The sequence below is a fragment of the Pseudomonas soli genome (assembly GCF_021283165.2).
Taxonomy (GTDB): Bacteria; Pseudomonadota; Gammaproteobacteria; order Pseudomonadales; family Pseudomonadaceae; genus Aquipseudomonas; species Aquipseudomonas soli.
Genome location: NZ_CP128543.1, coordinates 4,975,701 through 4,998,073, shown reverse-complemented (window position 1 = coordinate 4,998,073; position 22,373 = coordinate 4,975,701). Strand labels below are relative to the sequence as shown.

General features: G+C 64.4%; 23 protein-coding genes. 21 read left to right on the top strand and 2 right to left on the bottom strand.

The genetic code is table 11. From position 1 onward, the window contains the following. Positions 1–35 precede the first annotated feature (35 nt). Positions 36–854 (bottom strand): type III secretion system regulator SuhB, encoded by an 819-nt coding sequence (suhB, locus tag LU688_RS23025; protein WP_038706773.1) that lies wholly within the window; start codon positions 852–854, stop codon positions 36–38. A 151-nt stretch (positions 855–1,005) separates the two neighbouring features. On the opposite strand from suhB, the gene trmJ reads away from it, so the two are divergent. The 21 genes from trmJ to LU688_RS22920 all read left to right on the top strand — a co-directional run bounded on the left by trmJ (position 1,006) and on the right by LU688_RS22920 (position 19,699). Next, positions 1,006–1,761 (top strand): tRNA (cytosine(32)/uridine(32)-2'-O)-methyltransferase TrmJ, encoded by a 756-nt coding sequence (gene trmJ, locus LU688_RS23020; RefSeq protein ID WP_038706772.1) that lies wholly within the window; start codon positions 1,006–1,008, stop codon positions 1,759–1,761. A gap of 3 nt (positions 1,762–1,764) precedes the next feature. Beyond that, entirely contained in the window at positions 1,765–2,553 is a 789-nt protein-coding gene (cysE, locus tag LU688_RS23015) for a serine O-acetyltransferase (RefSeq protein WP_023630640.1), read from the top strand. 168 nt (positions 2,554–2,721) lie between these two features. Beyond that, positions 2,722–3,213 carry a Fe-S cluster assembly transcriptional regulator IscR gene (iscR, locus tag LU688_RS23010; protein ID WP_023630639.1) on the top strand — a complete coding sequence of 164 codons (492 nt, stop codon included), beginning with the start codon at positions 2,722–2,724 and terminating at the stop codon, positions 3,211–3,213. Positions 3,214–3,257: 44 nt separating this feature from the next. Then, positions 3,258–4,472: an IscS subfamily cysteine desulfurase gene (locus LU688_RS23005; RefSeq protein WP_023630638.1), complete on the top strand. Its 1,215-nt coding sequence runs from the start codon at positions 3,258–3,260 to the stop codon at positions 4,470–4,472. A 46-nt stretch (positions 4,473–4,518) separates the two neighbouring features. Beyond that, the gene (gene iscU / locus LU688_RS23000) at positions 4,519–4,905 is read left to right on the top strand and encodes a Fe-S cluster assembly scaffold IscU (protein ID WP_023630637.1); all 387 of its coding nucleotides are present in this window, start codon (positions 4,519–4,521) and stop codon (positions 4,903–4,905) included. A gap of 25 nt (positions 4,906–4,930) precedes the next feature. Next, entirely contained in the window at positions 4,931–5,254 is a 324-nt protein-coding gene (gene iscA, locus LU688_RS22995; protein ID WP_023630636.1) for an iron-sulfur cluster assembly protein IscA, read from the top strand. 8 nt (positions 5,255–5,262) lie between these two features. Beyond that, complete coding sequence (hscB, locus tag LU688_RS22990) at positions 5,263–5,784, top strand: co-chaperone HscB (RefSeq protein ID WP_104444933.1); 522 nt, start codon at positions 5,263–5,265, stop codon at positions 5,782–5,784. A 43-nt stretch (positions 5,785–5,827) separates the two neighbouring features. Next, the gene (hscA, locus tag LU688_RS22985; RefSeq protein WP_038706771.1) at positions 5,828–7,690 is read left to right on the top strand and encodes a Fe-S protein assembly chaperone HscA; all 1,863 of its coding nucleotides are present in this window, start codon (positions 5,828–5,830) and stop codon (positions 7,688–7,690) included. Positions 7,691–7,693: 3 nt separating this feature from the next. Then, positions 7,694–8,035: an ISC system 2Fe-2S type ferredoxin gene (fdx, locus tag LU688_RS22980; protein WP_094011725.1), complete on the top strand. Its 342-nt coding sequence runs from the start codon at positions 7,694–7,696 to the stop codon at positions 8,033–8,035. Positions 8,036–8,045: 10 nt separating this feature from the next. Beyond that, positions 8,046–8,246, top strand: a complete 201-nt coding sequence (gene iscX, locus LU688_RS22975; RefSeq protein WP_023630071.1) for a Fe-S cluster assembly protein IscX — start codon at positions 8,046–8,048, stop codon at positions 8,244–8,246. An 89-nt stretch (positions 8,247–8,335) separates the two neighbouring features. Then, positions 8,336–8,761, top strand: coding sequence for a nucleoside-diphosphate kinase (ndk, locus tag LU688_RS22970; protein WP_023630072.1), 426 nt, complete (start codon positions 8,336–8,338; stop codon positions 8,759–8,761). Positions 8,762–8,789: 28 nt separating this feature from the next. After that, positions 8,790–9,932 (top strand): dual-specificity RNA methyltransferase RlmN, encoded by a 1,143-nt coding sequence (rlmN, locus tag LU688_RS22965; protein WP_023630073.1) that lies wholly within the window; start codon positions 8,790–8,792, stop codon positions 9,930–9,932. A 14-nt stretch (positions 9,933–9,946) separates the two neighbouring features. After that, positions 9,947–10,708 (top strand): type IV pilus biogenesis/stability protein PilW, encoded by a 762-nt coding sequence (gene pilW / locus LU688_RS22960; protein ID WP_104444934.1) that lies wholly within the window; start codon positions 9,947–9,949, stop codon positions 10,706–10,708. Beyond that, positions 10,705–11,742, top strand: a complete 1,038-nt coding sequence (locus tag LU688_RS22955) for a RodZ domain-containing protein (RefSeq protein WP_110604811.1) — start codon at positions 10,705–10,707, stop codon at positions 11,740–11,742. Before pilW ends, LU688_RS22955 begins: the two co-directional genes overlap by 4 nt. A gap of 3 nt (positions 11,743–11,745) precedes the next feature. Then, positions 11,746–12,855: a flavodoxin-dependent (E)-4-hydroxy-3-methylbut-2-enyl-diphosphate synthase gene (gene ispG / locus LU688_RS22950; RefSeq protein ID WP_023630055.1), complete on the top strand. Its 1,110-nt coding sequence runs from the start codon at positions 11,746–11,748 to the stop codon at positions 12,853–12,855. Positions 12,856–12,879: 24 nt separating this feature from the next. Beyond that, a complete protein-coding gene (hisS, locus tag LU688_RS22945) occupies positions 12,880–14,166 on the top strand; it encodes a histidine--tRNA ligase (protein WP_038706768.1) in 1,287 nt (428 codons plus the stop codon). 38 nt (positions 14,167–14,204) lie between these two features. Further along, a complete protein-coding gene (locus tag LU688_RS22940; RefSeq protein WP_038706767.1) occupies positions 14,205–14,846 on the top strand; it encodes a tetratricopeptide repeat protein in 642 nt (213 codons plus the stop codon). Beyond that, a complete protein-coding gene (gene bamB, locus LU688_RS22935) occupies positions 14,821–15,990 on the top strand; it encodes an outer membrane protein assembly factor BamB (RefSeq protein WP_094011722.1) in 1,170 nt (389 codons plus the stop codon). Before LU688_RS22940 ends, bamB begins: the two co-directional genes overlap by 26 nt. Positions 15,991–16,107: 117 nt before the next feature. Continuing rightward, positions 16,108–17,571, top strand: coding sequence for a ribosome biogenesis GTPase Der (der, locus tag LU688_RS22930; protein ID WP_023630727.1), 1,464 nt, complete (start codon positions 16,108–16,110; stop codon positions 17,569–17,571). Positions 17,572–17,771: 200 nt separating this feature from the next. Next, positions 17,772–18,920, top strand: coding sequence for a pyridoxal phosphate-dependent aminotransferase (locus LU688_RS22925; protein WP_023630728.1), 1,149 nt, complete (start codon positions 17,772–17,774; stop codon positions 18,918–18,920). Continuing rightward, positions 18,908–19,699 carry an amidohydrolase gene (locus LU688_RS22920; protein ID WP_094011721.1) on the top strand — a complete coding sequence of 264 codons (792 nt, stop codon included), beginning with the start codon at positions 18,908–18,910 and terminating at the stop codon, positions 19,697–19,699. Before LU688_RS22925 ends, LU688_RS22920 begins: the two co-directional genes overlap by 13 nt. Before the next feature lie 56 nt (positions 19,700–19,755). On the opposite strand, the gene LU688_RS22915 is transcribed toward LU688_RS22920, so the two are convergent. Continuing rightward, positions 19,756–22,311, bottom strand: a complete 2,556-nt coding sequence (locus LU688_RS22915) for a sulfite reductase flavoprotein subunit alpha (RefSeq protein ID WP_160290931.1) — start codon at positions 22,309–22,311, stop codon at positions 19,756–19,758. Between the last annotated feature and the right edge of the window lie 62 nt (positions 22,312–22,373).

Below are 22,373 nucleotides of genomic sequence, written 5' to 3'. Positions count from 1 at the left end.
TCGAGAGGTGCTTTTTTTGTGCTCGCTGTCGGCGCTTAGCGCTTCATGTGTTCCGGCAGGTGCGGCTGGATGGCAGTCAGCACGGCCTTGAAGCACTTGATGTTGCCCGCGACGATGTGGCCTTTTTCGAGGAATTCGTGGCCACCGTTGAAGTCGCTGACCAGGCCGCCCGCTTCCTGGATCAGCAGCACGCCTGCGGCCATGTCCCACTCGGACAGGCCCGACTCCCAGAAGGCGTCGAAGCGGCCGGCAGCCACGTAGGCCAGGTCCAGGCTGGCGGAGCCGGCGCGGCGGATGCCGGCGGTCTGGCCGGTCAGGGCGCGGAACATGCCCAGGTAGTTGTCCAGGTCGGCCATCTGGTTGTCACGGAACGGGAAGCCGGTACCCAGCAGGGCGCCTTCCAGGCTGGTGCGCGAGCTGACGCGCAGTCGACGGCCATTGATCTGGGCGCCACGGCCGCGGCTGGCGGTGAATTCTTCCTGGCGAACCGGGTCGACGATCACGGCGTGCTCGAGGCGGCCACGGTATTTGCAGGCGATGCTGACAGCGAAGTGCGGCACGCCACGCAGGAAGTTGGTGGTGCCGTCCAGCGGATCGATGATCCACAGGTAGTCCTTGCCTTCTTCGCCGGTGCCGGCGTGCAGGCCAGTTTCTTCGCCCTGGATGGAGTGGTTCGGGTAGGCCTTGCGCAGGGCCTCGACGATGACCTTCTCGGCGGCGCGATCAACCTCGGACACGTAGTCCTTGGCCTGCTTTTCGTCGACTTTGATGCTGTCCAGGCGTTCGATGGAGCGGAAAATCAGTTCACTGGCGCTGCGAGCGGCGCGCAGGGCGATATTCAGCATAGGCTGCATGGGAAGGTCACCTGGAGATGTTAAAGAGGAAAGCCGGCCATTCTAGCAGAAATCTTTGACGACAGAAGTGTCACATTTGCTTTCATGGCGTTACGCTGGTCGGTTCTGTAAGATCGAACGCTCCTTTTTCTGCATCCGAGAGCACGACACCTTGCTGCAAAATATTCGTGTTGTCCTGGTCAATACCAGCCACCCCGGCAACATCGGCGGCGCTGCGCGTGCCATGAAGAACATGGGCTTGTCGCGCCTGGTGCTGGTGCAACCGAAAGAATTCCCGGCCGCCGATGCCTCGGCGCGCGCCTCGGGTGCCGACGATGTGCTGGCCGGCGCCCAGGTGGTCGACAGCCTCGAGCAGGCACTGGTCGGCTGCAGCCTGGTCATGGGCACCAGCGCCCGCGAGCGCAGCATCCCCTGGCCGCTGATCGGCCCCCGTGAGTGCGGCACCAAGGCGGTGGAGCACGCCCTGGGCGGTGAGGAAATCGCCCTGGTGTTCGGTCGCGAGCACGCCGGCCTGACCAACGAAGAACTGCAGCGATGTCACTTCCACGTGCACATTCCCTCCAATCCCGACTTCAGCTCGCTGAATCTGGCCGCCGCAGTCCAGGTGCTCGCCTACGAGGTGCGCATGGCCTCGTTGGCGGTGCAGGACACGGCGCCAAAGGTCGAGAAGGCGGACGCCAATGAGTTGGCGACCATGGACGAAATGGAGCTGTTCTATGACCACCTGGAAAAGACCCTGGTGGACATCGGCTTCCTCGACCCTGCCAAGCCCAAGCACCTGATGCCGCGCATGCGCCGGCTGTATGGGCGCAGCTCGGTCGAGCGTACGGAAATGAGCATTTTGCGCGGCATCCTCACCGAGACCCAGAAAGTCGTCCGGGGCGAGCCGCATAAACGGAAGGACTGAACGATGTTCGAGCGTCTGCGTGAAGATATTCAAAGTGTTTTCCATCGTGACCCGGCGGCGCGCAATGCCTTCGAGGTGCTGACCTGCTACCCGGGCATGCACGCCATCTGGCTGCACCGCCTGGGCAATGCCCTGTGGAAGCGCGATTTCAAATGGCTGGCGCGCCTGGTGTCGAACTTCGGCCGCTGGCTGACCGGCATCGAGATCCACCCGGGTGCGACCATCGGCCGGCGCTTCTTCATCGACCACGGCATGGGCATCGTCATTGGCGAAACCGCCGAGATCGGCGACGACGTGACCCTCTACCAGGGTGTCACCCTTGGCGGCACCAGCTGGAACAAGGGCAAGCGCCACCCGACCCTGGAAAACGGCGTCGTGGTCGGTGCCGGGGCCAAGGTCCTGGGCCCGTTCACCGTTGGTGCCGGGGCCAAGATCGGCTCCAACGCCGTGGTCACCAAGGCGGTGCCCGCCGGCGCCACGGCGGTGGGCATCCCGGGACGGATCATTGTCAAGACCGAGGATGACGCCGTCGAGGCCAAGCGCAAGGCCATGGCCGAGAAGATCGGCTTCGACGCCTATGGCGTCAGTGGCGACATGCCGGACCCGGTGGCGCGCGCCATCGGCCAGATGCTCGACCATCTGCAGGCCGTCGACGAGCGCCTGGAGGGCATGTGTGGCGCGTTGACCCGGATGGGCAGTGACTACTGCGCCAAGGAGCTGCCGGCGCTGCCCGACGACGACTTCGCCGAAGCCTGCGTCGAGCTGAAGCAGGGCGACACTCGGTCGCATTGATTGCGCCGGCCCGATACAAGGGGCGTGTGCTTGCGCCCCTTGTCTGCTACACTCGCGGCCGCCTCCCGCATGCATACCCGACTAAAGCACTAGGTCTTATAGTTGACTTAAATGCTCGGGAATCGCATACTCGCACACATCCTGTAACTCCCGTGGTACCCATACGCCATGCGACTGACTACCAAAGGCCGATACGCCGTGACCGCCATGCTTGACCTGGCGTTGCACGCGCAGCAGGGGCCGGTGTCTTTGGCCGATATTTCCGAGCGCCAGGGCATTTCCCTCTCTTATCTGGAACAGCTGTTCGCCAAGCTGCGCCGCAGCAGCCTGGTATCCAGCGTTCGCGGCCCAGGCGGCGGCTACCAGCTGTCGCGAGGCATGGAAACCATCCAGGTGGCCCAGGTCATCGACGCGGTCAACGAATCGGTCGATGCCACCCGTTGCCAGGGCCTGGGGGATTGCCACGCCGGTGATACCTGCCTGACTCACCACCTGTGGTGTGACCTGAGCCAGCAGATCCATGAATTCCTCAGTGGCATCAGCCTGGCCGACCTCGTCATGCGCCGTGAGGTGCAGGAAGTCGCCCAGCGCCAGGACCTGCGCCGCGTCGCGGGCCGAACCGCCCAGCTGGACAAGATTGAGACGTCCGCCGTCGACTGAAAATTCAGCGACGAGCGACGCCACCGCCTGATAGGAGATACTCAATGAAGTTGCCGATCTACCTCGATTACTCCGCGACCACGCCGGTCGATCCCCGTGTCGCCCAGAAGATGGCCGAGTGCCTGCTGGTTGACGGGAACTTCGGTAACCCGGCCTCGCGCTCCCACGTGTTCGGCTGGAAGGCTGAGGAAGCAGTCGAGAACGGCCGCCGCCAGGTCGCCGAGCTGATCAACGCCGACCCGCGCGAGATCGTCTGGACCAGCGGTGCCACCGAGTCCGACAACCTCGCTCTCAAAGGCGTGGCGCACTTCTATCAGACCAAGGGCAAGCACATCATCACCTCCAAGATCGAGCACAAGGCGGTCCTGGATACCGCTCGCCAGCTCGAGCGCGAAGGTTTCGAGGTTACCTACCTCGAGCCAGGTGAAGACGGCATCGTCACCCCGGCGATGGTCGAAGCTGTCCTGCGCGACGACACCATCTTGGTCTCGCTGATGCACGTGAACAACGAAGTCGGCTCGATCAACGACATCGCCGCCATCGGTGAACTGACCCGTTCGCGCGGCGTGCTGTTCCACGTCGACGCTGCACAGTCGGCCGGCAAGGTCGAGATCGACGTGCAAAAGCTGAAAGTCGACCTGATGTCGTTCTCGGCGCACAAGGTCTACGGCCCGAAAGGCATCGGCGCGCTGTACGTCAGCCGCAAGCCGCGTGTGCGCCTGGAAGCCATCATCCACGGTGGTGGGCATGAGCGCGGCATGCGTTCGGGCACCCTGCCGACCCACCAGATCGTCGGCATGGGCGAAGCCTTCGCCATCGCCAAGCAGGAAATGGCCGCTGAAAACGTGCGCATCAAGGCCCTGAGCGACCGCTTCTTCAAGCAGGTCTCGGACCTCGAAGAGCTGTACGTGAACGGCAGCCAGACCCAGCGCGTGCCGCACAACCTGAACCTGAGCTTCAACTACGTCGAAGGCGAGTCGCTGCTGATGTCGCTCAAGGACATCGCTGTTTCGTCCGGTTCGGCCTGCACCTCCGCTTCGCTCGAGCCGTCCTACGTCCTGCGCGCCCTGGGCCGCAACGACGAGCTGGCGCACAGCTCGATCCGCTTCTCCTTCGGTCGCTTCACCACCGAGGAAGAAGTCGACTACGCCGCGCAGAAAGTCTGCGAAGCCGTCAACAAACTGCGTGAGCTGTCGCCCCTTTGGGATATGTACAAAGACGGCGTCGACATCTCCAAGATCGAGTGGGCCGCCCACTAAGCAGTCGCCGGCAAGAGCGGCTCCCTGATGAGGAAGGAATTGCACCATGGCATACAGTGAAAAGGTCATCGACCACTACGAAAACCCGCGCAACGTCGGCAAGATGAACGCCGACGATCCGGATGTCGGTACCGGCATGGTCGGCGCCCCGGCCTGCGGTGACGTGATGCGCCTGCAGATCAAGGTCAACGAGCAGGGCGTCATCGAAGACGCCAAGTTCAAGACCTACGGTTGCGGTTCGGCCATCGCCTCCAGCTCCCTCGCCACCGAGTGGATGAAGGGCAAGACCCTGGACGAGGCCGAGACCATCAAGAACACCCAGCTGGCTGAAGAGCTGGCATTGCCGCCGGTCAAGATCCACTGCTCCGTGCTCGCCGAAGATGCCATCAAGGCCGCTGTTCGCGACTACAAGCAGAAGAAAGGCTTGGTCTGAGTCGACTGCGAGGTAAGGAGTTCCGATGGCTATCAGCATGACAGAAGCCGCCGCCAACCACATTCGCCGCTCCCTCGACGGGCGCGGCAAGGGTGAGGGCATTCGCCTGGGCGTGCGCACCACCGGCTGCTCGGGCCTGGCCTACGTGCTGGAGTTCGTCGACGAGCTCGCCGCCGAAGACCAGGTGTTCGAGAACCACGGCGTGAAGGTCATCATCGACCCGAAAAGCCTGGTGTACCTCGACGGCACCGAGCTGGACTTCGTCAAGGAAGGGTTGAACGAAGGTTTCAAGTTCAACAACCCCAACGTGCGCGGTGAGTGTGGCTGCGGCGAAAGCTTCAACGTTTGAGGCTGGCCGTGGGTACTCTTTGCCATTTCGCCCTGTTCGACCTGCAACCGGCTTTCCGCCTGGACCTCGACAAACTGGCCGTTCGCTATCGCGAGTTGGCCCGTGAGGTCCACCCCGACCGCTTCGCCGACGCTTCCGAGCGTGAGCAGCGTGTCGCCCTGGAAAAGTCCGCGGCGCTGAACGACGCCTACCAGACCTTGCGCAGCGCGCCGCGTCGCGCCCGTTACCTGCTGGCCATCGGTGGCCACGAAGTGCCCCAGGAAGTCACGGTGCATGACCCGGACTTCCTGCTGCAGCAGATGCAGTGGCGCGAAGAGCTCGAAGAGTTGCGGGACGAAGCCGACCTTGACGGTGTCGGTGTGTTCAAGAAGCGCCTCAAGGGTGCCCAGGACGCACTGAACAATGACTTCGCCGACTGTTGGGACGATGCAGCCCAGCGCGACAAGGCCGAGCGCCTGATGCGCCGCATGCAGTTCCTCGACAAGCTCGCCCAAGAAGTGCGCCAACTCGAAGAGCGCCTCGACGATTAACCCCGGCGTCACCCGTGATGACGCCTAAGGTACTCAGATAAGCATGGCCCTACTGCAGATCGCCGAACCCGGTCAGAGCCCTCAACCGCACCAGCGCCGCCTGGCGGTGGGCATCGACCTGGGCACCACCAACTCTCTCGTCGCCGCCGTGCGCAGCGGGCGCAGCGAGCCGCTGCCCGATGACCAGGGCCAGGTGATCCTGCCCTCGGCCGTGCGTTATCTCGAAGGCCGCAGCGAAGTAGGCCAGGCTGCCCGTGATGCCGCCTCCAGCGACCCGCTGAACACCATCCTGTCGGTCAAGCGCCTGATGGGGCGCGGCCTGGCCGACGTCAAACAATTGGGCGAGCAACTGCCGTACCGCTTCGTCGGTGGCGAGTCGCACATGCCGTTCATCGACACCGTCCAGGGCCCGAAGAGCCCGGTGGAAGTGTCGGCCGATATTCTCAAGGTACTGCGCCATCGCGCCGAGCAAACCCTCGGCGGCGAACTGGTGGGTGCGGTGATCACCGTGCCGGCATACTTCGACGATGCCCAGCGCCAGGCAACCAAGGATGCCGCCAAACTGGCCGGCCTCAACGTCCTGCGCCTGCTCAACGAGCCTACCGCGGCGGCCGTGGCCTATGGCCTGGACCAGAATGCCGAAGGCCTGGTGGCGATCTACGACCTGGGCGGCGGTACCTTCGATATTTCCATCCTGCGCCTGACCGGCGGTGTCTTCGAGGTGCTGGCCACCGGTGGCGATACCGCCCTGGGCGGCGATGACTTCGACCACGCCATCGCTGGCTGGATCATCGAGCAGGCGGGGCTGTCCTCCGACCTCGACCCAGCCACTCAGCGCCAGCTGCTGCAGGCTGCCTGCGCAGCCAAGGAAGCCCTGACCGACGCCGACGTGGTCGGTGTCAGCCACGGCGCCTGGCAGGGCGAGCTGAGCCGGGCGGCTTTCGACGCCATGATCGAGCCATTGGTCGCCCGCAGCCTCAAGGCCTGCCGTCGTGCCGTGCGTGACAGCGGCGTCGAGCTCGAAGAAGTCGGCGCGGTGGTCATGGTCGGCGGTTCGACCCGAGTGCCACGCGTGCGCGAGGCGGTCGGCGCACTGTTTGGCCGTACCCCGCTGACCTCGATCGACCCCGACCAGGTGGTGGCCATCGGAGCCGCGATCCAGGCCGACACCCTGGCCGGCAATCGTCGCGAAGGTGGCGAGCTGTTGCTGCTGGACGTCATTCCGCTGTCGCTCGGCCTCGAGACCATGGGCGGGCTGATGGAGAAGGTGATCCCGCGCAACACCACCATCCCGGTGGCCCGCGCCCAGGAGTTCACCACTTACAAGGATGGCCAGTCGGCCATGATGATCCACGTCCTGCAGGGTGAGCGCGAGCTGATCAGCGATTGCCGCTCGCTGGCACGCTTCGAGCTGCGCGGCATCCCGGCGATGGTGGCCGGTGCGGCGAAGATCCGCGTGACCTTCCAGGTCGACGCCGACGGCCTGCTCAGCGTCGCGGCCCGCGAGCTGGGCTCGGGCGTGGAATCGAGCATCCAGGTCAAGCCATCCTATGGCCTGACCGACGGCGAGATCGCCCGCATGCTCAAGGATTCGTTCGAGCATGCCGGCTCCGACAAGCACGCGCGCCAGTTGCGCGAGCACCAGGTCGACGCCGAGCGCCTGCTCGAAGCGGTGCAGGGCGCCCTGGACGCCGATGGCGAACGCCTGCTCAGCAGTGACGAGCGCGAAGCGATCGAATTCCAGATGCAGGAACTACGTGATTTGCTGAGCGGCACCGATGGCGCCGCCATCGAGCAACAGACCAAGCGTCTGTCGCAGGTGACCGATGCATTTGCCGCCCGTCGCCTTGATTCGACGGTCAAAGCCGCACTGGCCGGGCGCAACCTGAATGAGATCGAGGAGTAATCGATGCCGCTGGTGACATTCCTGCCGCATGAGAAGTTCTGCCCCGAAGGGCTGACCGTGGAAGTGCCGTCCGGGACCAATATCCTGGAGCTGGCCCACGACCATCACATCGAGATGGAAAGCGCCTGCGGTGGCGTCAAGGCCTGCACCACCTGCCATTGCATCATCCGCAAGGGCTTCGACTCCCTTGAGGAGGCCGATGAGCTGGAGGAAGACATGCTGGACAAGGCCTGGGGCCTGGAGGCGCAGTCGCGCCTGGGTTGCCAGGTGGTCGTCGGCGAAGAGGACCTCACCATCGAGATCCCCAAATACTCGCTCAACCACGCCGCAGAAGCGCCGCACTGAGGTTTTGTACATGAGTCTGAAATGGGTTGATGTACTTGAGATCGCCATCCAGCTTGCGGAAAGCAAGCCTGAGGTCGATCCTCATTACGTGAATTTCGTCGATCTGCGCGCCTGGGTGATGGCGCTGCCTGAATTCGATGACGATCCGTCGCGTTGCGGTGAGAAGGTTCTCGAGGCCATCCAGGCGGCCTGGATCGACGAAGCCGACTGAACGCACGCTGCAGGTTAGGCAATCCCCTGGAACCCGCGTATAATTCGCGGGTTTAATTTTTCGCAACACTCAATATTCTGGAGTTTTCCATGGCTGTTCAACGTACTTTCTCCATCATCAAGCCTGACGCAGTTGCCAAGAACGTCATTGGCGAGATCACCACTCGCTTCGAGAAAGCCGGCCTGCGCGTCGTCGCTTCGAAAATGAAGCAGCTGTCCAAAGCCGAAGCCGAAGGCTTCTACGCTGAGCACAAAGAGCGCGGCTTCTTCGGTGACCTGGTTGCCTTCATGACTTCGGGCCCTGTTGTTGTGCAGGTTCTGGAAGGCGAAAACGCCATTCTGGCCAACCGTGAGCTGATGGGCGCCACCAACCCTAAAGAAGCTGCTGCCGGCACCATCCGTGCTGACTTCGCCGAGTCGATCGACGCCAACGCCGTTCACGGTTCGGACTCCGAAGCTGCCGCTGCTCGCGAAATCGCTTACTTCTTCGCTGCTACCGAGGTAACCACTCGCTAAGCGAAGGCTTACGAGTGAGGGTGAATCCATGACGACATCGACTGACAAGATCAACCTGCTGGGGCTGACCCTGGCGGAAATGGAACAGTTCTTCGACTCAATCGGGGAGAAGCGCTTCCGTGCCGGTCAGGTGATGAAATGGATTCACCATTATGGTGTCGATGATTTCGCCGCCATGACGAACGTCGGCAAGGTCTTGCGCGAAAAGCTCGAGGCCGTTGCCGAGATTCGGGGCCCGGAAGTGGTCAGCGAAGATATTTCCGCCGACGGTACCCGCAAGTGGGTGGTCCGCGTTGCCTCTGGCAGCTGCGTCGAGACCGTCTACATCCCCACCGACGATCGCGGCACCCTCTGCGTGTCGTCGCAAGCCGGCTGCGCCCTGGACTGCAGTTTCTGCTCCACCGGCAAGCAAGGCTTCAACAGCAACCTCACCGCCGCCGAAGTGATAGGCCAGGTGTGGCTTGCCAACAAATCCTTCGGGACCGTCCCGGCCAAGATCGACCGCGCGATTACCAACGTGGTCATGATGGGCATGGGCGAACCCCTGCTGAATTTCGACAATGTCATCGCCGCCATGAAGATCATGATGGAAGATCTGGGCTATGGCATTTCCAAGCGTCGCGTGACCCTGTCCACCTCGGGCGTGGTACCGATGATCGACGAGCTGGCCAAGCACATCGACGTGTCCCTGGCCCTGTCGCTGCACGCGCCGAACGACGAGCTGCGTAACAAGCTGGTGCCGATCAACAAGAAGTACCCGCTGAAGATGCTGCTGGATTCGTGCATGGGCTACATGTCCACCCTCGGCGGCAAGCGCGTGCTGACCATCGAGTACACCCTGCTCAAGGACGTCAACGACCAGCCCGAGCACGCCGCGCAGATGATCGAGCTGCTGCGTGATGTGCCGTGCAAGATCAACCTGATCCCGTTCAACCCGTTCCCGCACTCCGGCTACGAGCGGCCGAGCAACAATGCCATCCGCCGCTTCCAGGACCTGCTGCATCACGGCGGCTTCAACGTGACCACGCGCACCACCCGCGGTGATGACATCGACGCCGCGTGCGGTCAGCTGGTGGGCCAGGTCAACGACCGGACCCGGCGTAGCGAGCGCTACATCGCCGTACGTCAGCTGGCTGCCGACGAGCCGCAAGACAGCGCCGTGCGCCCCTGACGAGCCACTGCCCCATGAGCCTGCGCACCGCGCTGTCGATCCTGACGCTTTCGCTGCTGGCCGGCTGCGTGTCCGGCGGCGCGGGTGATCCCCTGGGCAACCGCCAGGGGCGCGAAGCGGCCCGGCAGGCCTATGTGCAGTTGGGCCTAGGGTATTTGCAACAAGGTTTGACCGAACGCGCCAAGGTTCCCTTGGCCAAGGCCCTGGCCCTCGATGCCCGTGACGCCGACGCCCATGCCGCGCTCGCCCTGGTATTCCAGGCCGAGGATGAGCCCGCCCTGGCCGGCGAGCATTTCGAAAAAGCCCTGGCCATCCGCCCGGATGACACGCGAATCCGCAACAACTACGGCGGTTTCCTATATGCTCAGGGCCATTTCGACGAAGCCCACGCGATGTTCCTCCAGGCTGCCGCCGATACCCTGTATCCTGAGCGTTCGCGCGTCTACGAGAACCTCGGGCTCACCGCCTTGAAGCGCGGGCAGGGCGCTCAGGCCCGCGAATATCTGGAAAAGGCCCTTCGGCTCAATCAGCGGCAACCGAAGGCTTTGCTCGAAATGGCTGAGTTGTCCTACGAAAACAGGCATTATGTGCCGGCCCGGAATTACTACGATCGATTCAGCCAGCTGAGCGACCAGAATGCCCGCAGCCTGCTGCTGGGCCATCGCCTGGCACTTGCCCTTGACGAGCAGGGCACCGCAGCCCGCTTGGGCCAGCAATTACAACGACTTTATCCCGGTACGCCGGAATATCAGCAATACCTGTCGGAGCAACGATGAAAGCCGCGCACACTGAAGTAGCAGCAGCGACTCGCCAGAACCCCGGTGACGTCTTGCGCCAGGCCCGCGAAAACCGCGATTGGAGCCAGGCTGAGGTCGCTCGCAAGCTCAACCTCACGGTATCTTCGCTGAACAACCTGGAAAACGGCGCCTTCGACAAGCTGCCCGGGCATACCTTCGCCCGTGGCTACATCCGCGCCTATGCCAAGCTGATGGACATGGACCAGGCGCCCCTGGTCGAGGCCTTCGACCAGATCACCGGGACCCACGCCAAAGGCAGTGAGGTGCATGCTCTCGGCCGCATCGAAGAGCCGGTGCGCCTGTCGCACAACATCCTGCGCGTGGTCAGCCTGTTGCTGCTGGTCGCCGTGGTCGGCGGTGGTTTCTTCTGGTGGCAGGACCAGAGCAGCCTGCGCGGCAAGGACCTGGCCAAGATCGCCCTGGAGCACGTCGAGGTCGAGAGCGCCGACGGCACCACGCAGATTCACCCGCTGGACGAACCGGAAGACCAGGCCGTGAGCGAGGGCCAGCAGGCCGAAGGCCAGGCCCTGCCGCTGGAACCGAGCAGTGCCGAGCAGGCGCCGGTCGCTGAGGCCCAGGCGCCAGTCGTCTCCGTTGCGCCTGCCACGCCAGCCACCAGCGCCGCGCCGACTGCCGCCGCGCCTGTGGCACCGGTTGTCGCGCCAGCCGCCCCTGCCGTGGCCACCCCCGCCGTGCCTGCCGCCACCGCGCCAGCCGCCGCCGCTGCGGTCGCACCGACTGCACCCGCTGAAGCCGCACCGGCCCCGGCCGGCAGCGCCAAGGTTCATATCCAATTCACCGCCGATTGCTGGACCCAGGTCACCGACGGCAACGGCAAGGTGCTGTTCAGCGCCATCAAGCGCAAGGGCGACAGCCTGGAACTGACCGGCAAGCCACCGTTCGCGGTGCGCCTGGGCTTCGCCCGCGGCGCCCAGGTGAGCTACAACGGCCAGGCGGTCGATGTCGCCCCGTTCACCAGTGGCGAAACCGCTCGCCTGAAGTTGGGACAGTAATTCATGCACGGCGAATCTCCGATCAAACGTCGCGAATCCCGCAAGATCTGGGTCGGCAATGTGCCGGTGGGTGGTGATGCGCCCATCGCGGTGCAGAGCATGACCAACACCGACACCAACGATGTCGCGGCCACCGTGGCGCAGATCCAGCGCCTGGTCGATGCCGGCGTGGACATCGTCCGTGTCTCGGTGCCGGACATGGACGCAGCCGAAGCCTTCGGCAAAATCAAGAAACTGGTCAGCGTGCCGCTGGTCGCCGACATTCACTTCGACTACAAGATCGCTCTGCGCGTGGCCGAGCTGGGTGTCGACTGCCTGCGCATCAACCCTGGCAACATTGGCCGTGAAGACCGTGTGCGCGCCGTGGTCGATGCCGCCCGCGACCGTGGTATCCCGATCCGCATCGGCGTCAACGCCGGCTCCCTGGAAAAGGACCTGCAGAAGAAGTACGGCGAGCCGACCCCGGCGGCGCTGGTCGAATCGGCCCTGCGTCACGTCGAGCACCTCGACCGCCTGGATTTCCAGGACTTCAAGGTCAGCGTCAAGGCCTCCGACGTGTTCATGGCCGTCGAAGCCTATCGCCTGTTGGCCAGGCAGATCATCCAGCCGCTGCACCTGGGCATCACCGAAGCCGGTGGCCTGCGCTCGGGGACGGTGAAATCCGCCGTCGGCCTAGGTATGCTGCTGGCCGAAGGCATCGGTGACACCATCCGCATTTCCCTGGCCGCCGATCCGGTCGAGGAAGTGAAGGTCGGCTACGACATCCTCAAGTCGCTGCACCTGCGTTCCCGTGGCATCAACTTCATCGCCTGCCCGAGCTGCTCGCGGCAGAACTTCGATGTGGTCAAGACCATGAACGAACTGGAAGGGCGCCTGGAGGACCTGCTGGTGCCGCTGGACGTGGCGGTGATCGGTTGCGTGGTCAACGGCCCGGGCGAAGCCAAGGAATCGCACGTGGGCTTGACCGGCGGCACGCCGAACCTGGTGTACATCGACGGCAAGCCATCGCAGAAGCTGAACAACGACAACCTGGTCGACGAGCTGGAAAAGCTCATTCGCCAGAAAGCGGCCGAGAAGGCCGAGGCCGACGCGGCGCTGATCGCCCGCGGCTGAGACACAGATTCGTAAGGACTATTCGTGAGCAAATCGCTGCAAGCCATCCGTGGCATGAACGACATCCTGCCCGACCAGTCGCCGCTGTGGCGCTACTTCGAGGGCACCGTGGCTGGCTTGCTGGACAGCTACGGCTACAGCCAGATCCGCACGCCGATTGTCGAGTTCACCGAGCTGTTCAAGCGCTCGATCGGTGAAGTCACCGATATCGTCGAGAAGGAGATGTACACCTTCCAGGATAACAAGGACTCGCTTACCTTGCGCCCGGAAGGCACCGCCGCTTGCGTGCGCGCAGTGCTCGAACACGGCATCATCGGTAATGGCCAGGTGCAGAAGCTCTGGTACGTGGGCCCGATGTTCCGCCACGAGCGCCCGCAACTGGGACGCTACCGGCAGTTCCACCAGATCGGTGTCGAGGTGTTCAACCTGGCCGGCCCGGATATCGACGCCGAACTGATCATGCTCACCTGGCGCCTCTGGGCGTTGCTGGGTATCCAGGACGCAGTGACCCTGGAGCTCAACAGCCTTGGCACCAGCGAAGCCCGCGGGCGTTATCGCGATGCACTGGTGGAGTTCCTGTCCCAGCGCATTGATCAGCTGGACGAAGACAGCCAGCGCCGCCTGAAGAGCAATCCGCTGCGTATCCTCGACAGCAAGAACGCAGGCACCCAGGCCGCCCTGGTGGGCGCGCCGAAGCTCGAAGAGTACCTGGACGAAGAGTCCCGCGTGCATTTCGAGGGTGTGAAGGCGCGTCTTGACGCTGCTGGCATCCCGTTCGTGATCAATACCAAGCTGGTACGCGGCCTGGACTACTACAGCAAGACCGTATTCGAGTGGGTTACCGACAAGCTCGGTGCCCAAGGCACGGTCTGCGCCGGCGGGCGTTACGACGGCTTGGTCGAGCAGATGGGCGGCAAGCCGACCGCTGGCGTTGGCTTTGCCATGGGTATCGAGCGCCTGCTGCTGCTGATCGAAACCCTCGGCCAGGTGCCTGAGTCGATCAGCCGTACCATCGACGTCTACCTGTGCGCCTTTGGGGAGCAGGCCGAGCTTGCCGGGCTGAAGATCAGCGAGCAGCTGCGTGATCGTCTGCCGAACCTGCGCCTGGCGGTCAACGCCGGTGGCGGCAACTTCAAGAACCAGTTCAAGAAGGCCGACAAGAGCGGCGCGCTGTTCGCCCTGATCCTCGGCGACGACGAGCTGGCCAAGCAAGAGATTGGCGTGAAGCCCCTGCGTGGCCAGGGCGAACAACAGAACATTGCCTGGGATGCGCTTGCTGCGCACCTGGAAACCGCGATCGCCCAGGCGTGATGCGGTCCGACAACGAATAGGCGAATAGGAGTATTGGGGTGTCGAGTACCGATGATGAAGGCCTGGCAGCGGCCAAGGACTGGTGGAACCGCAACGGCAAGCCACTGCTGACCGGCGCCCTGCTGGCCGGTGTGGTGGTGATGGGCTGGCAGACCTGGCACAAGTACCAGGCCAACCAGTCCCAAGGCGCTTCGGCGCTGTACCAGGCCCTGCTGGAAACCTCGCTGACGCCGGATGGCAAGCCTGACGCGAGCAAGGTGGCGGAGCTTTCCGGCAAGCTCAAGAGCGAGTTCGGCGGCACTGCCTACGCCCAGTACGGCAGCCTGTTCGTCGCCAAGGTGGCGGTCGAGAGCGGCAAGCTGGACGACGCGGCGAGCGAACTCAAGAGCGTGATGGACAAGCCGGCTGACGCCACCCTGAGCGAGATTTCGCGCCAGCGCCTGGCCCGTGTGCTCGCGGCCCAGGACAAGGCCGAGGACGCCCTCAAGCTGCTCGACGGCGACACCGACAAGGCCTTCCTGGCCAGCCGTGAAGAACTCAAGGGCGACCTGCTGGTGCAGCTGGGCCGCGCCGACGACGCGCACGGCGCCTACGAAAAAGCCAAGGCCGCGCTGTCCGACGACGCCGCGATCGGTGGCCTGCAACTGAAGCTGGATGACCTGGCCAAAGGGGACGCCTGAAGTGAAGGGTTGGAAACAAGCAGCAGTGCTCACCCTCGCCGTCCTGGCGGCGGGTTGCAGCAGCAACAGCAAGAAGGAACTGCCCCCGGCCGAGCTGACCAAGTTCACCGAGGAAGTGGTACTGAAGAAGCAGTGGAGCCGTTCGATCGGTGACGGCCAGGGTGAGACCTACAACACCCTGGTGCCGGCCATCGAGAACGACCGCATCTACGCTTCCGACGTCAACGGCGAAGTCTTCGCGCTGAACCGCATCACCGGTGACGTGGTGTGGAAGAAGGACCTCGAGCTGCCGGTTTCCGGCGCCGTGGGCGTGGGCTATGGCCTGGTCATGCTGGGTACCCTGAAGGGCGAGGTCATTGCCCTGGACTCCAGCACCGGCGAGGAGCGCTGGCGCTCGCGCGTCTCCAGCGAAGTGCTGGCACCGCCCGCCAACAATGGTGACGTGGTGGTGGTGCAGACCCAGGACGACCGCCTGGTCGGCTTCGACGCCGCCACGGGTGACCGTCGCTGGATCTACGAGAACAGCCCGGCCGTACTGACCCTGCGCGGTACCGGTGCGCCGGTGGTGACCAACCGCCTGGCCGTTGCCGGCCTGTCCACCGGCAAGGTGGTGGCGGTCGACATCAGCAACGGCGTGCCAGTGTGGGAAAGCCGCGTGGCTGTGCCGCAGGGCCGTTCCGAGCTGGACCGCGTGGTAGACATCGACGGCGGCCTGCTGCTGTCCGGTGGCACCCTGTACGTCAGCACCTACCAGGGCCGCGTCGCCGGCCTGGACCTGGAAAGCGGCCGAGTGCTGTGGCAGCGCGATGCCTCCAGCTACGTGGGTGTCGCCCAGGGCTTCGGCAACGTCTATGTCAGCGAAGCGTCGGGCACCGTGCAGAGCGTCGACGAGCGTTCTTCCAGCTCGCTGTGGAGCAACGACTCCATGGCCCGCCGTCAGCTGTCGGCGCCGGAAGTTTTCTCCAGCTATGTGGCCGTCGGTGACTTCGAGGGTTACCTGCACCTGCTCAGCCAGGTCGATGGCCGTTTCGTCGGCCGTGAGCGTATCGACAGCGATGGCCTGCGCGCCCGCCCACTGGTGGTCGGCGACACCATCTATGTCTTCGGCAACAGCGGCAAACTCGAGGCACTGACCATCCGCTGAAGCTATGCTTGGGCCCGTTCGCGGGCTCAGGTTGCGGCGTAGGAAACGCCGCCCGAACTCCGGCCGCTGCCTTGCAGCGGCCTTTGCATTTTCAAGAATTCAAGAGTGGAGAGCCGCATGGTTCCCGTAATCGCCCTGGTGGGCCGCCCCAACGTCGGCAAATCCACCATGTTCAACCGCCTGACCAAGACCCGCGATGCCATCGTCGGTGACCTGTCGGGCCTGACCCGTGACCGCCAGTATGGTGATGCCAGCTGGCAGGGTCGTTCCTACATCCTGATCGACACCGGCGGTATCACCGGTGACGAGGTGGGCATGGACGAGAAGATGGCCGAGCAGTCGCTGATGGCCATCGAGGAAGCCGACTACGTGCTGTTCCTGGTTGATGCCCGGGCCGGCATGACCGCCGCCGACCAGATGATCGCCGATCACCTGCGCAAGCGGAACAAGGAAGCGATCCTGGTCGCCAACAAGATCGACAACATCGATCCCGATATCGCCCGCGCCGAGTTCTCGCCGCTGGGCATGGGCAACGCCATCCCGGTGGCGGGCTCCCAGGGCCGCGGCATCAACGCCCTGATGGAGTCTCTGCTCGGCCATATTCCCCGTGATCCCGAGGAAGAAGCCCTCGACGAGGATGTCGCCGAAGGCGAAGAAGCCACGCGCATCCCCGGCCCGAGCGAGAAAGACGGTATCAAGATCGCCATCATCGGCCGCCCCAACGTTGGCAAGTCGACCCTGGTCAACCGCATGCTCGGCGAAGAGCGCGTAGTGGTGTACGACCAGCCGGGCACCACCCGCGACAGTATCTACATTCCGTTCGAGCGTGATGGCGAGAAGTACACCTTCATCGACACCGCCGGTGTGCGCAAGCGCGGCAAGATCCACGAGGAAGTCGAAAAGTTCTCGGTGGTGAAGACCCTGCAGGCGATCAAGGACGCCAACGTGGTGATCTTCGTCATGGACGCCCGCGAAGGCGTGGTCGACCACGACCTCAACCTGCTGGGCTTCGCCCTCGACGCCGGCCGCGCCGTGGTCATCGCCCTGAACAAGTGGGACGGCATGGAGCCGGGCGAGCGCGACTACGTGAAGACTGAGCTGGAGCGCCGGCTGTTCTTCGTCGACTTCGCCGACATCCACTTCATCTCGGCGCTGCACGGCACCGGCGTGGGCCATCTGTACAAGTCGGTGCAGGCCGCGTTCAAGTCGGCGGTCACCCGCTGGCCGACCAGCCGCCTCACGCAGATCCTCGAAGACGCCATCAGCGTGCACCAGCCGCCGTTGGTCAACGGCCGCCGCATCAAGCTGCGCTATGCCCACCTCGGTGGCGCCAACCCGCCGCTGATCGTGATCCACGGCAACCAGACCGACAAGATCCCCAACTCCTACTCGCGTTACCTGGAGAACACCTACCGCCGGGTGCTCAAGCTGGTCGGCACGCCGATCCGTATCGAGTACAAGGGTGGTGACAACCCGTTCGAGGGCAAGAAGAACACCCTCACCGATCGCCAGGTCAACAAGAAGCGCCGCCTGATGTCGCACCACAAGAAGGCCGAGAAGAAGCGCCGCGACAAGCGCTGATTCCGTGCTGGCTTCATCGCCGGCTAGCCGGCTCCCACAGCGTAAGCACAAGCCACAATACCTGTGGGAGCCGGCTTGCCGGCGATAGGGCTCTTTGATCCACCGCAATCCCCCTATTGTTTCAACCTTTTTCCTGACCGCTCGTTCCGCTATGCTCGGATCCACCCCCGTGCCGGACAAACCCCAGGAAAGAGGGCTCCATGATCCGCAGCAAACTGCCGAACGTCGGCACGACCATCTTCACCACCATGTCGCAACTGGCCATGCAGACCGGTGCGCTCAATCTGTCTCAGGGCTTCCCTGACTTCAACGGCCCCCAGGCCCTGCTCGATGCCGTTGGCCGCCACGTGGCCGCCGGGCATAACCAGTATTCGCCGATGACTGGCCTGCCAGCCCTGCGCCAGCAGGTTGCGGCCAAGATCGCCCGGCTGTATGGCGTGGCAGTGGATGCCGACCAGGAAGTGACCATCACCCCCGGCGCCACCGAGGCGATCTTCTGCGCGATCCAGGCGGTGATCCACCCCGGTGACGAGGTGATCGTCTTCGACCCCAGCTACGACAGCTACGAGCCGTCGGTGGAACTGGCCGGTGGCCGCTGCGTGCATGTGCCGCTGCGCGACGGCAGCTTCAGCATCGACTGGCAGAAGTTCAGCGATGCGTTGAGCCCGCGCACGCGCATGGTCATCCTCAATTCGCCGCACAACCCCAGCGGCGCGTTGATCAACCGCGACGACCTGGACCAGCTGGCCGCGTTGATCGGCAACCGCGATATCTACCTGGTCAGCGACGAAGTCTACGAGCACCTGATCTACGACGGTGTGCGCCACGCCAGCGTGCTGGCCCACGCGCAGTTGTACAGCAAAGCCTTCGTCATCAGCTCGTTCGGCAAGACCTACCACGTCACCGGCTGGAAAACCGGCTACGTGGTCGCGCCACCGGCCCTCAGCGCCGAATTGCGCAAGGTGCACCAGTACGTCAACTTCTGCGGCGTCACGCCCTTGCAGTGCGCGTTGGCCGACTTCATGGCCGAGCACCCTGAGCACATCGACGAACTGCCGGCCTTCTACCAGGCCAAGCGCGACCTGTTCTGCGATTTACTGCAGGCCTCGCGTTTCACCTTCACCCGCACCCCGGGCACCTATTTCCAACTGGTGGACTATTCGCAGATTCGCCCCGACCTGAACGATGTCGACATGGCGCTGTGGCTGACCCGTGAGCATGGCGTGGCCAGCATCCCGGTGTCGGTGTTCTACCAGCAACCCATCCCCGAGCAACGCCTGGTACGCCTGTGCTTTGCCAAACGCGAGGAGACGCTGCGCCAGGCAGCGGAAAGACTATGCGCGATTTGAGCCAACTGCCGAACCTGAAAATCGCCCTGGTGCAGACCACCCTGGCCTGGCACGACCGGGAGGCGAACTACGCGCACTTCGAGGAACTGATCACCCAGGCCGGTGAGGTGGACCTGGTGGTCCTGCCGGAAATGTTCACCACCGGGTTTTCGATGGAGTCCGAAAGCCTGGCCGAGCCGGAAAACGGCCCGACCTACAAATGGCTCAAGGCCCAGGCGAAGAAAGCCAGCGCGGTGATCACCGGCAGCGTGATCATCCAGGCCGCCGACGGCAGCCACCGCAACCGCCTCCTGTGGGCGCGGCCCGATGGCGAGATCCTGCACTACGACAAGCGCCACCTGTTCCGCATGGCCGGTGAGCACAAGCACTACACCCCGGGCGAGCGCCAGGTGCAGTTCGAGCTCAAGGGCTGGCGGATTCGCCCGCTGATCTGCTACGACCTGCGTTTCCCGGTGTGGAGCCGCGATGCCCAGGACACCGACCTGCTGCTGTACACCGCCAACTGGCCGGCGGCGCGGCGCCTGCACTGGAACCGGCTGCTGCCGGCACGGGGCATCGAGAACCTGTGCTTCGTGGCAGCGGTGAACCGGGTCGGCACCGATGGCAAGGGCTTCGCCTACTCCGGCGACAGCCAGGTGCTGGACTTCCAGGGTGAGAGCCTGCTCAGCGCGGGCGAGGCCGACGGGGTGTTCACCGTGGTGCTGCGGGCGGCGGAGCTGGCCGCGTATCGGGCGCGGTTCCCGGCCAACATGGATGCCGATACCTTCGAATTGCATTGACCCCATCGCAGGGCAAGTCGGGACGGCGCCCCGACTTGCCCTGATGCTTTATTCAGTCAGTACACATCCCGCCGATAGCGCCCATCCTCGATCAGCTGCTGCACCCGCACCTCACCAAGCATGCCCTGCAGCGCTGCATCAACGCCGGCAGCCATGCCGTGCAAACTGCCGCAGACATACACGCAAGCACCGTCATCGACCCAGCGCTTGAACTCGGCGGCCTGCTGCAACAGCACGTCCTGCACGTAGATCTTCTCTGCCTGGTCCCGTGAGAAAGCCAGGTCCAGCCGTTGCAGGTCGCCGCTTGCCACCCAGCCTTGCAGTTCCTCACCGCACAGCAGGTCGTGCGCCTGGTTTCGCTCACCGAACAGCAGCCAGTTGCGCTGCTCGCCCGCAGCGATGCGCGCCTTGAGCAGGCTGCGCAGGCCAGCCAGGCCGGTGCCGTTACCGATCAGCACCAGGGGGACCGATTCGCCGGGCAGGTGGAAGCCGCTGTTGCGACGCAGGCGTGCGCTGACGCTGCCATCGAGTGGCAGGTACTCGGTCAGCCAGCCGGAACCCAGGCCCAGGCTGCCATCGGTGTGACGCTCCTGGCGCACGATCAGCTCCAGCGCGCCGTCGCTGGCGATGGATGCAATCGAGTATTCGCGGGCGGCCAGCGGGATCAGGGCATCGACCAGCGCCTGGGCATGCAGGCCCACCAGGTGTTCGCGGCCGACCGGTAGCTGGCGGCTGGCCAGGGCCTGCGCCAGGCTTTCCTGCAGGCCGTCGAGTTGCACCGGGCAACGAGGGTCGAGGCCCAGGCCTGCCAGGAAGGCATCGACACGGGGCTGGCCATTGCGCGGCAGGATCTCGATCAGGTCGCCTGCTTCCCAGGTTGCGGGCATTTGCGCCTGCAGGCCCAGCAGGTAGACCGGCGCGCCCTGGCTGCCCGGGTTGAGCAGTTCACGGCGCAGCAGGCGCCAGTTGCCGAAGCTCGGTGGTTGCCAGGCAGCGACCGGAAGAGTGCCGGTCAGTTGCGTCAGTTCCTGTTGCCACAGCGCAAGCGCGGCAGGGTCGGCATTGTCCACTTCCACCGGGCTGAAGGCGCAGGTGGCGCCGCGCTCGCCGAGCCAGGCCTGGAGGCGGCGGGCGAAGCCGCAGAAGTGCGGGTACTGGCGGTCACCCAGGGCGAGCAGGGCGTAGTCCAGGTGCTCCAGCGCCCACGGCTGGCCGAGGACCTTGCGCTCGAAGCCGCGGGCACTGTCCGGGGCTTCACCGTCGCCGAAAGTGCTGACCACGAACAGTACGCGGTTGGCATTGCGTAATTGGGCTTCGCCCAGCTCGGCCAGCGGACGGACCTGCACCGGCAAGCCGGCAGCTTGTAGCTGGCCGGCGCTCTGCCAGGCCAGCTGTTCGGCGAAACCGCTCTGGCTGGCGAAACCGATCAGCCAGCTGTCGCCGGCGTTGCCCTGATCACCCACCGCGCCACGGGCGGCGCGTACCTGGCGTTTCTTGCGGCGGCGGTCGAGGTACAGCAACCAGCCGGTGACGAAGAACAGCGGCATGGTCAGGCTGGCGAGGGTGACGATGATGCGCCCGGGCAGGCCGAAGTACTCGCCGACGTGCAGGGCATAGACGCTTTGCAGCAGTTGCGCCTTGAACGACTTGTCGGCATAGCGTTCGTGACGCTTGACCTGACCGCTGGCCGGGTCGAGGGTCAGGGTGTTGAAGGCCCGCTCGTGCTCGGCGCCCCGCAGCAGGTAGAACAGCGTCGCGGGCTGGCCGCCGGCCGGCGGCAGGCGCAGGTTGTAGGTGGCCAGGTCCGGGCCTGCGGCTGCCTTGAGGTTGGCCCAGATGGCGTCATAGTCCACCACCCGAGGCGGGGCGTTCTTGTCCACTTTGGGCGGGCCATGACGACCGCCACGGCCTTCGCCGCGTTTCTGCTCGCCCGCCGCAGGCTGGTCGGCCAGCAGGCGGTTGAGGCCCGCGCGGTACCACTCGTAGGACCAGAACAGCCCGGTAAGGGCGAACAGCAGGTAGAACAGCAGGCACCAAGTGCCGAACACCGCGTGCAGGTCCCAGTTGAAGGCGCGGCCTTTCTTTGCCCAGTCGAGGGTCAGCCAGGTCCGCCAGTTCAGGGCCTTGCGCGGCCAGCGCAGGTACAGCCCGGAGAGGCAGAAGAAGATCAGCATCAGGGTGCAGGCGCCGGTGATCTGCCGGCCGGTGTCGCCCATGGCCAGGAACCGGTGCAGGTTGAGCATGAGGTTGAAAAAGCCAAGGCCTGCGACTTCACCCTTGAGCTCGCCGGTGTATGGGTCGGCGTAGCGCAGCGCGCCACGGCGCTCGCCGGGGGCCGGGGTGAAGAAGATCCGCGCCGCGTTGCCGTCGCGGGTATCGACCCAGAGCATGGAGACCTGGTCGCCTTGCGCGGCCTCGACCCGACGCACCAGCTCGGCCGGCGGCAGCACGCCTTCCTGGCGTACCTCGACCTTGAGCACCTCGGCGTTGAACGCGCGCAGCAGTTCTTCCTGGAATGACCAGATCGCGCCGGTGATGCCCATCAGCGCCAGAACCAGGCCGGCGGTGATGCCAAGCAACCAGTGCAATTGGAACAGCGTCTTCTTCACCACATCGATCACCTTGTCTTGCCGCCAGCAACTGCGCGGCGTGCATTATGCCTTGATACGCAAAA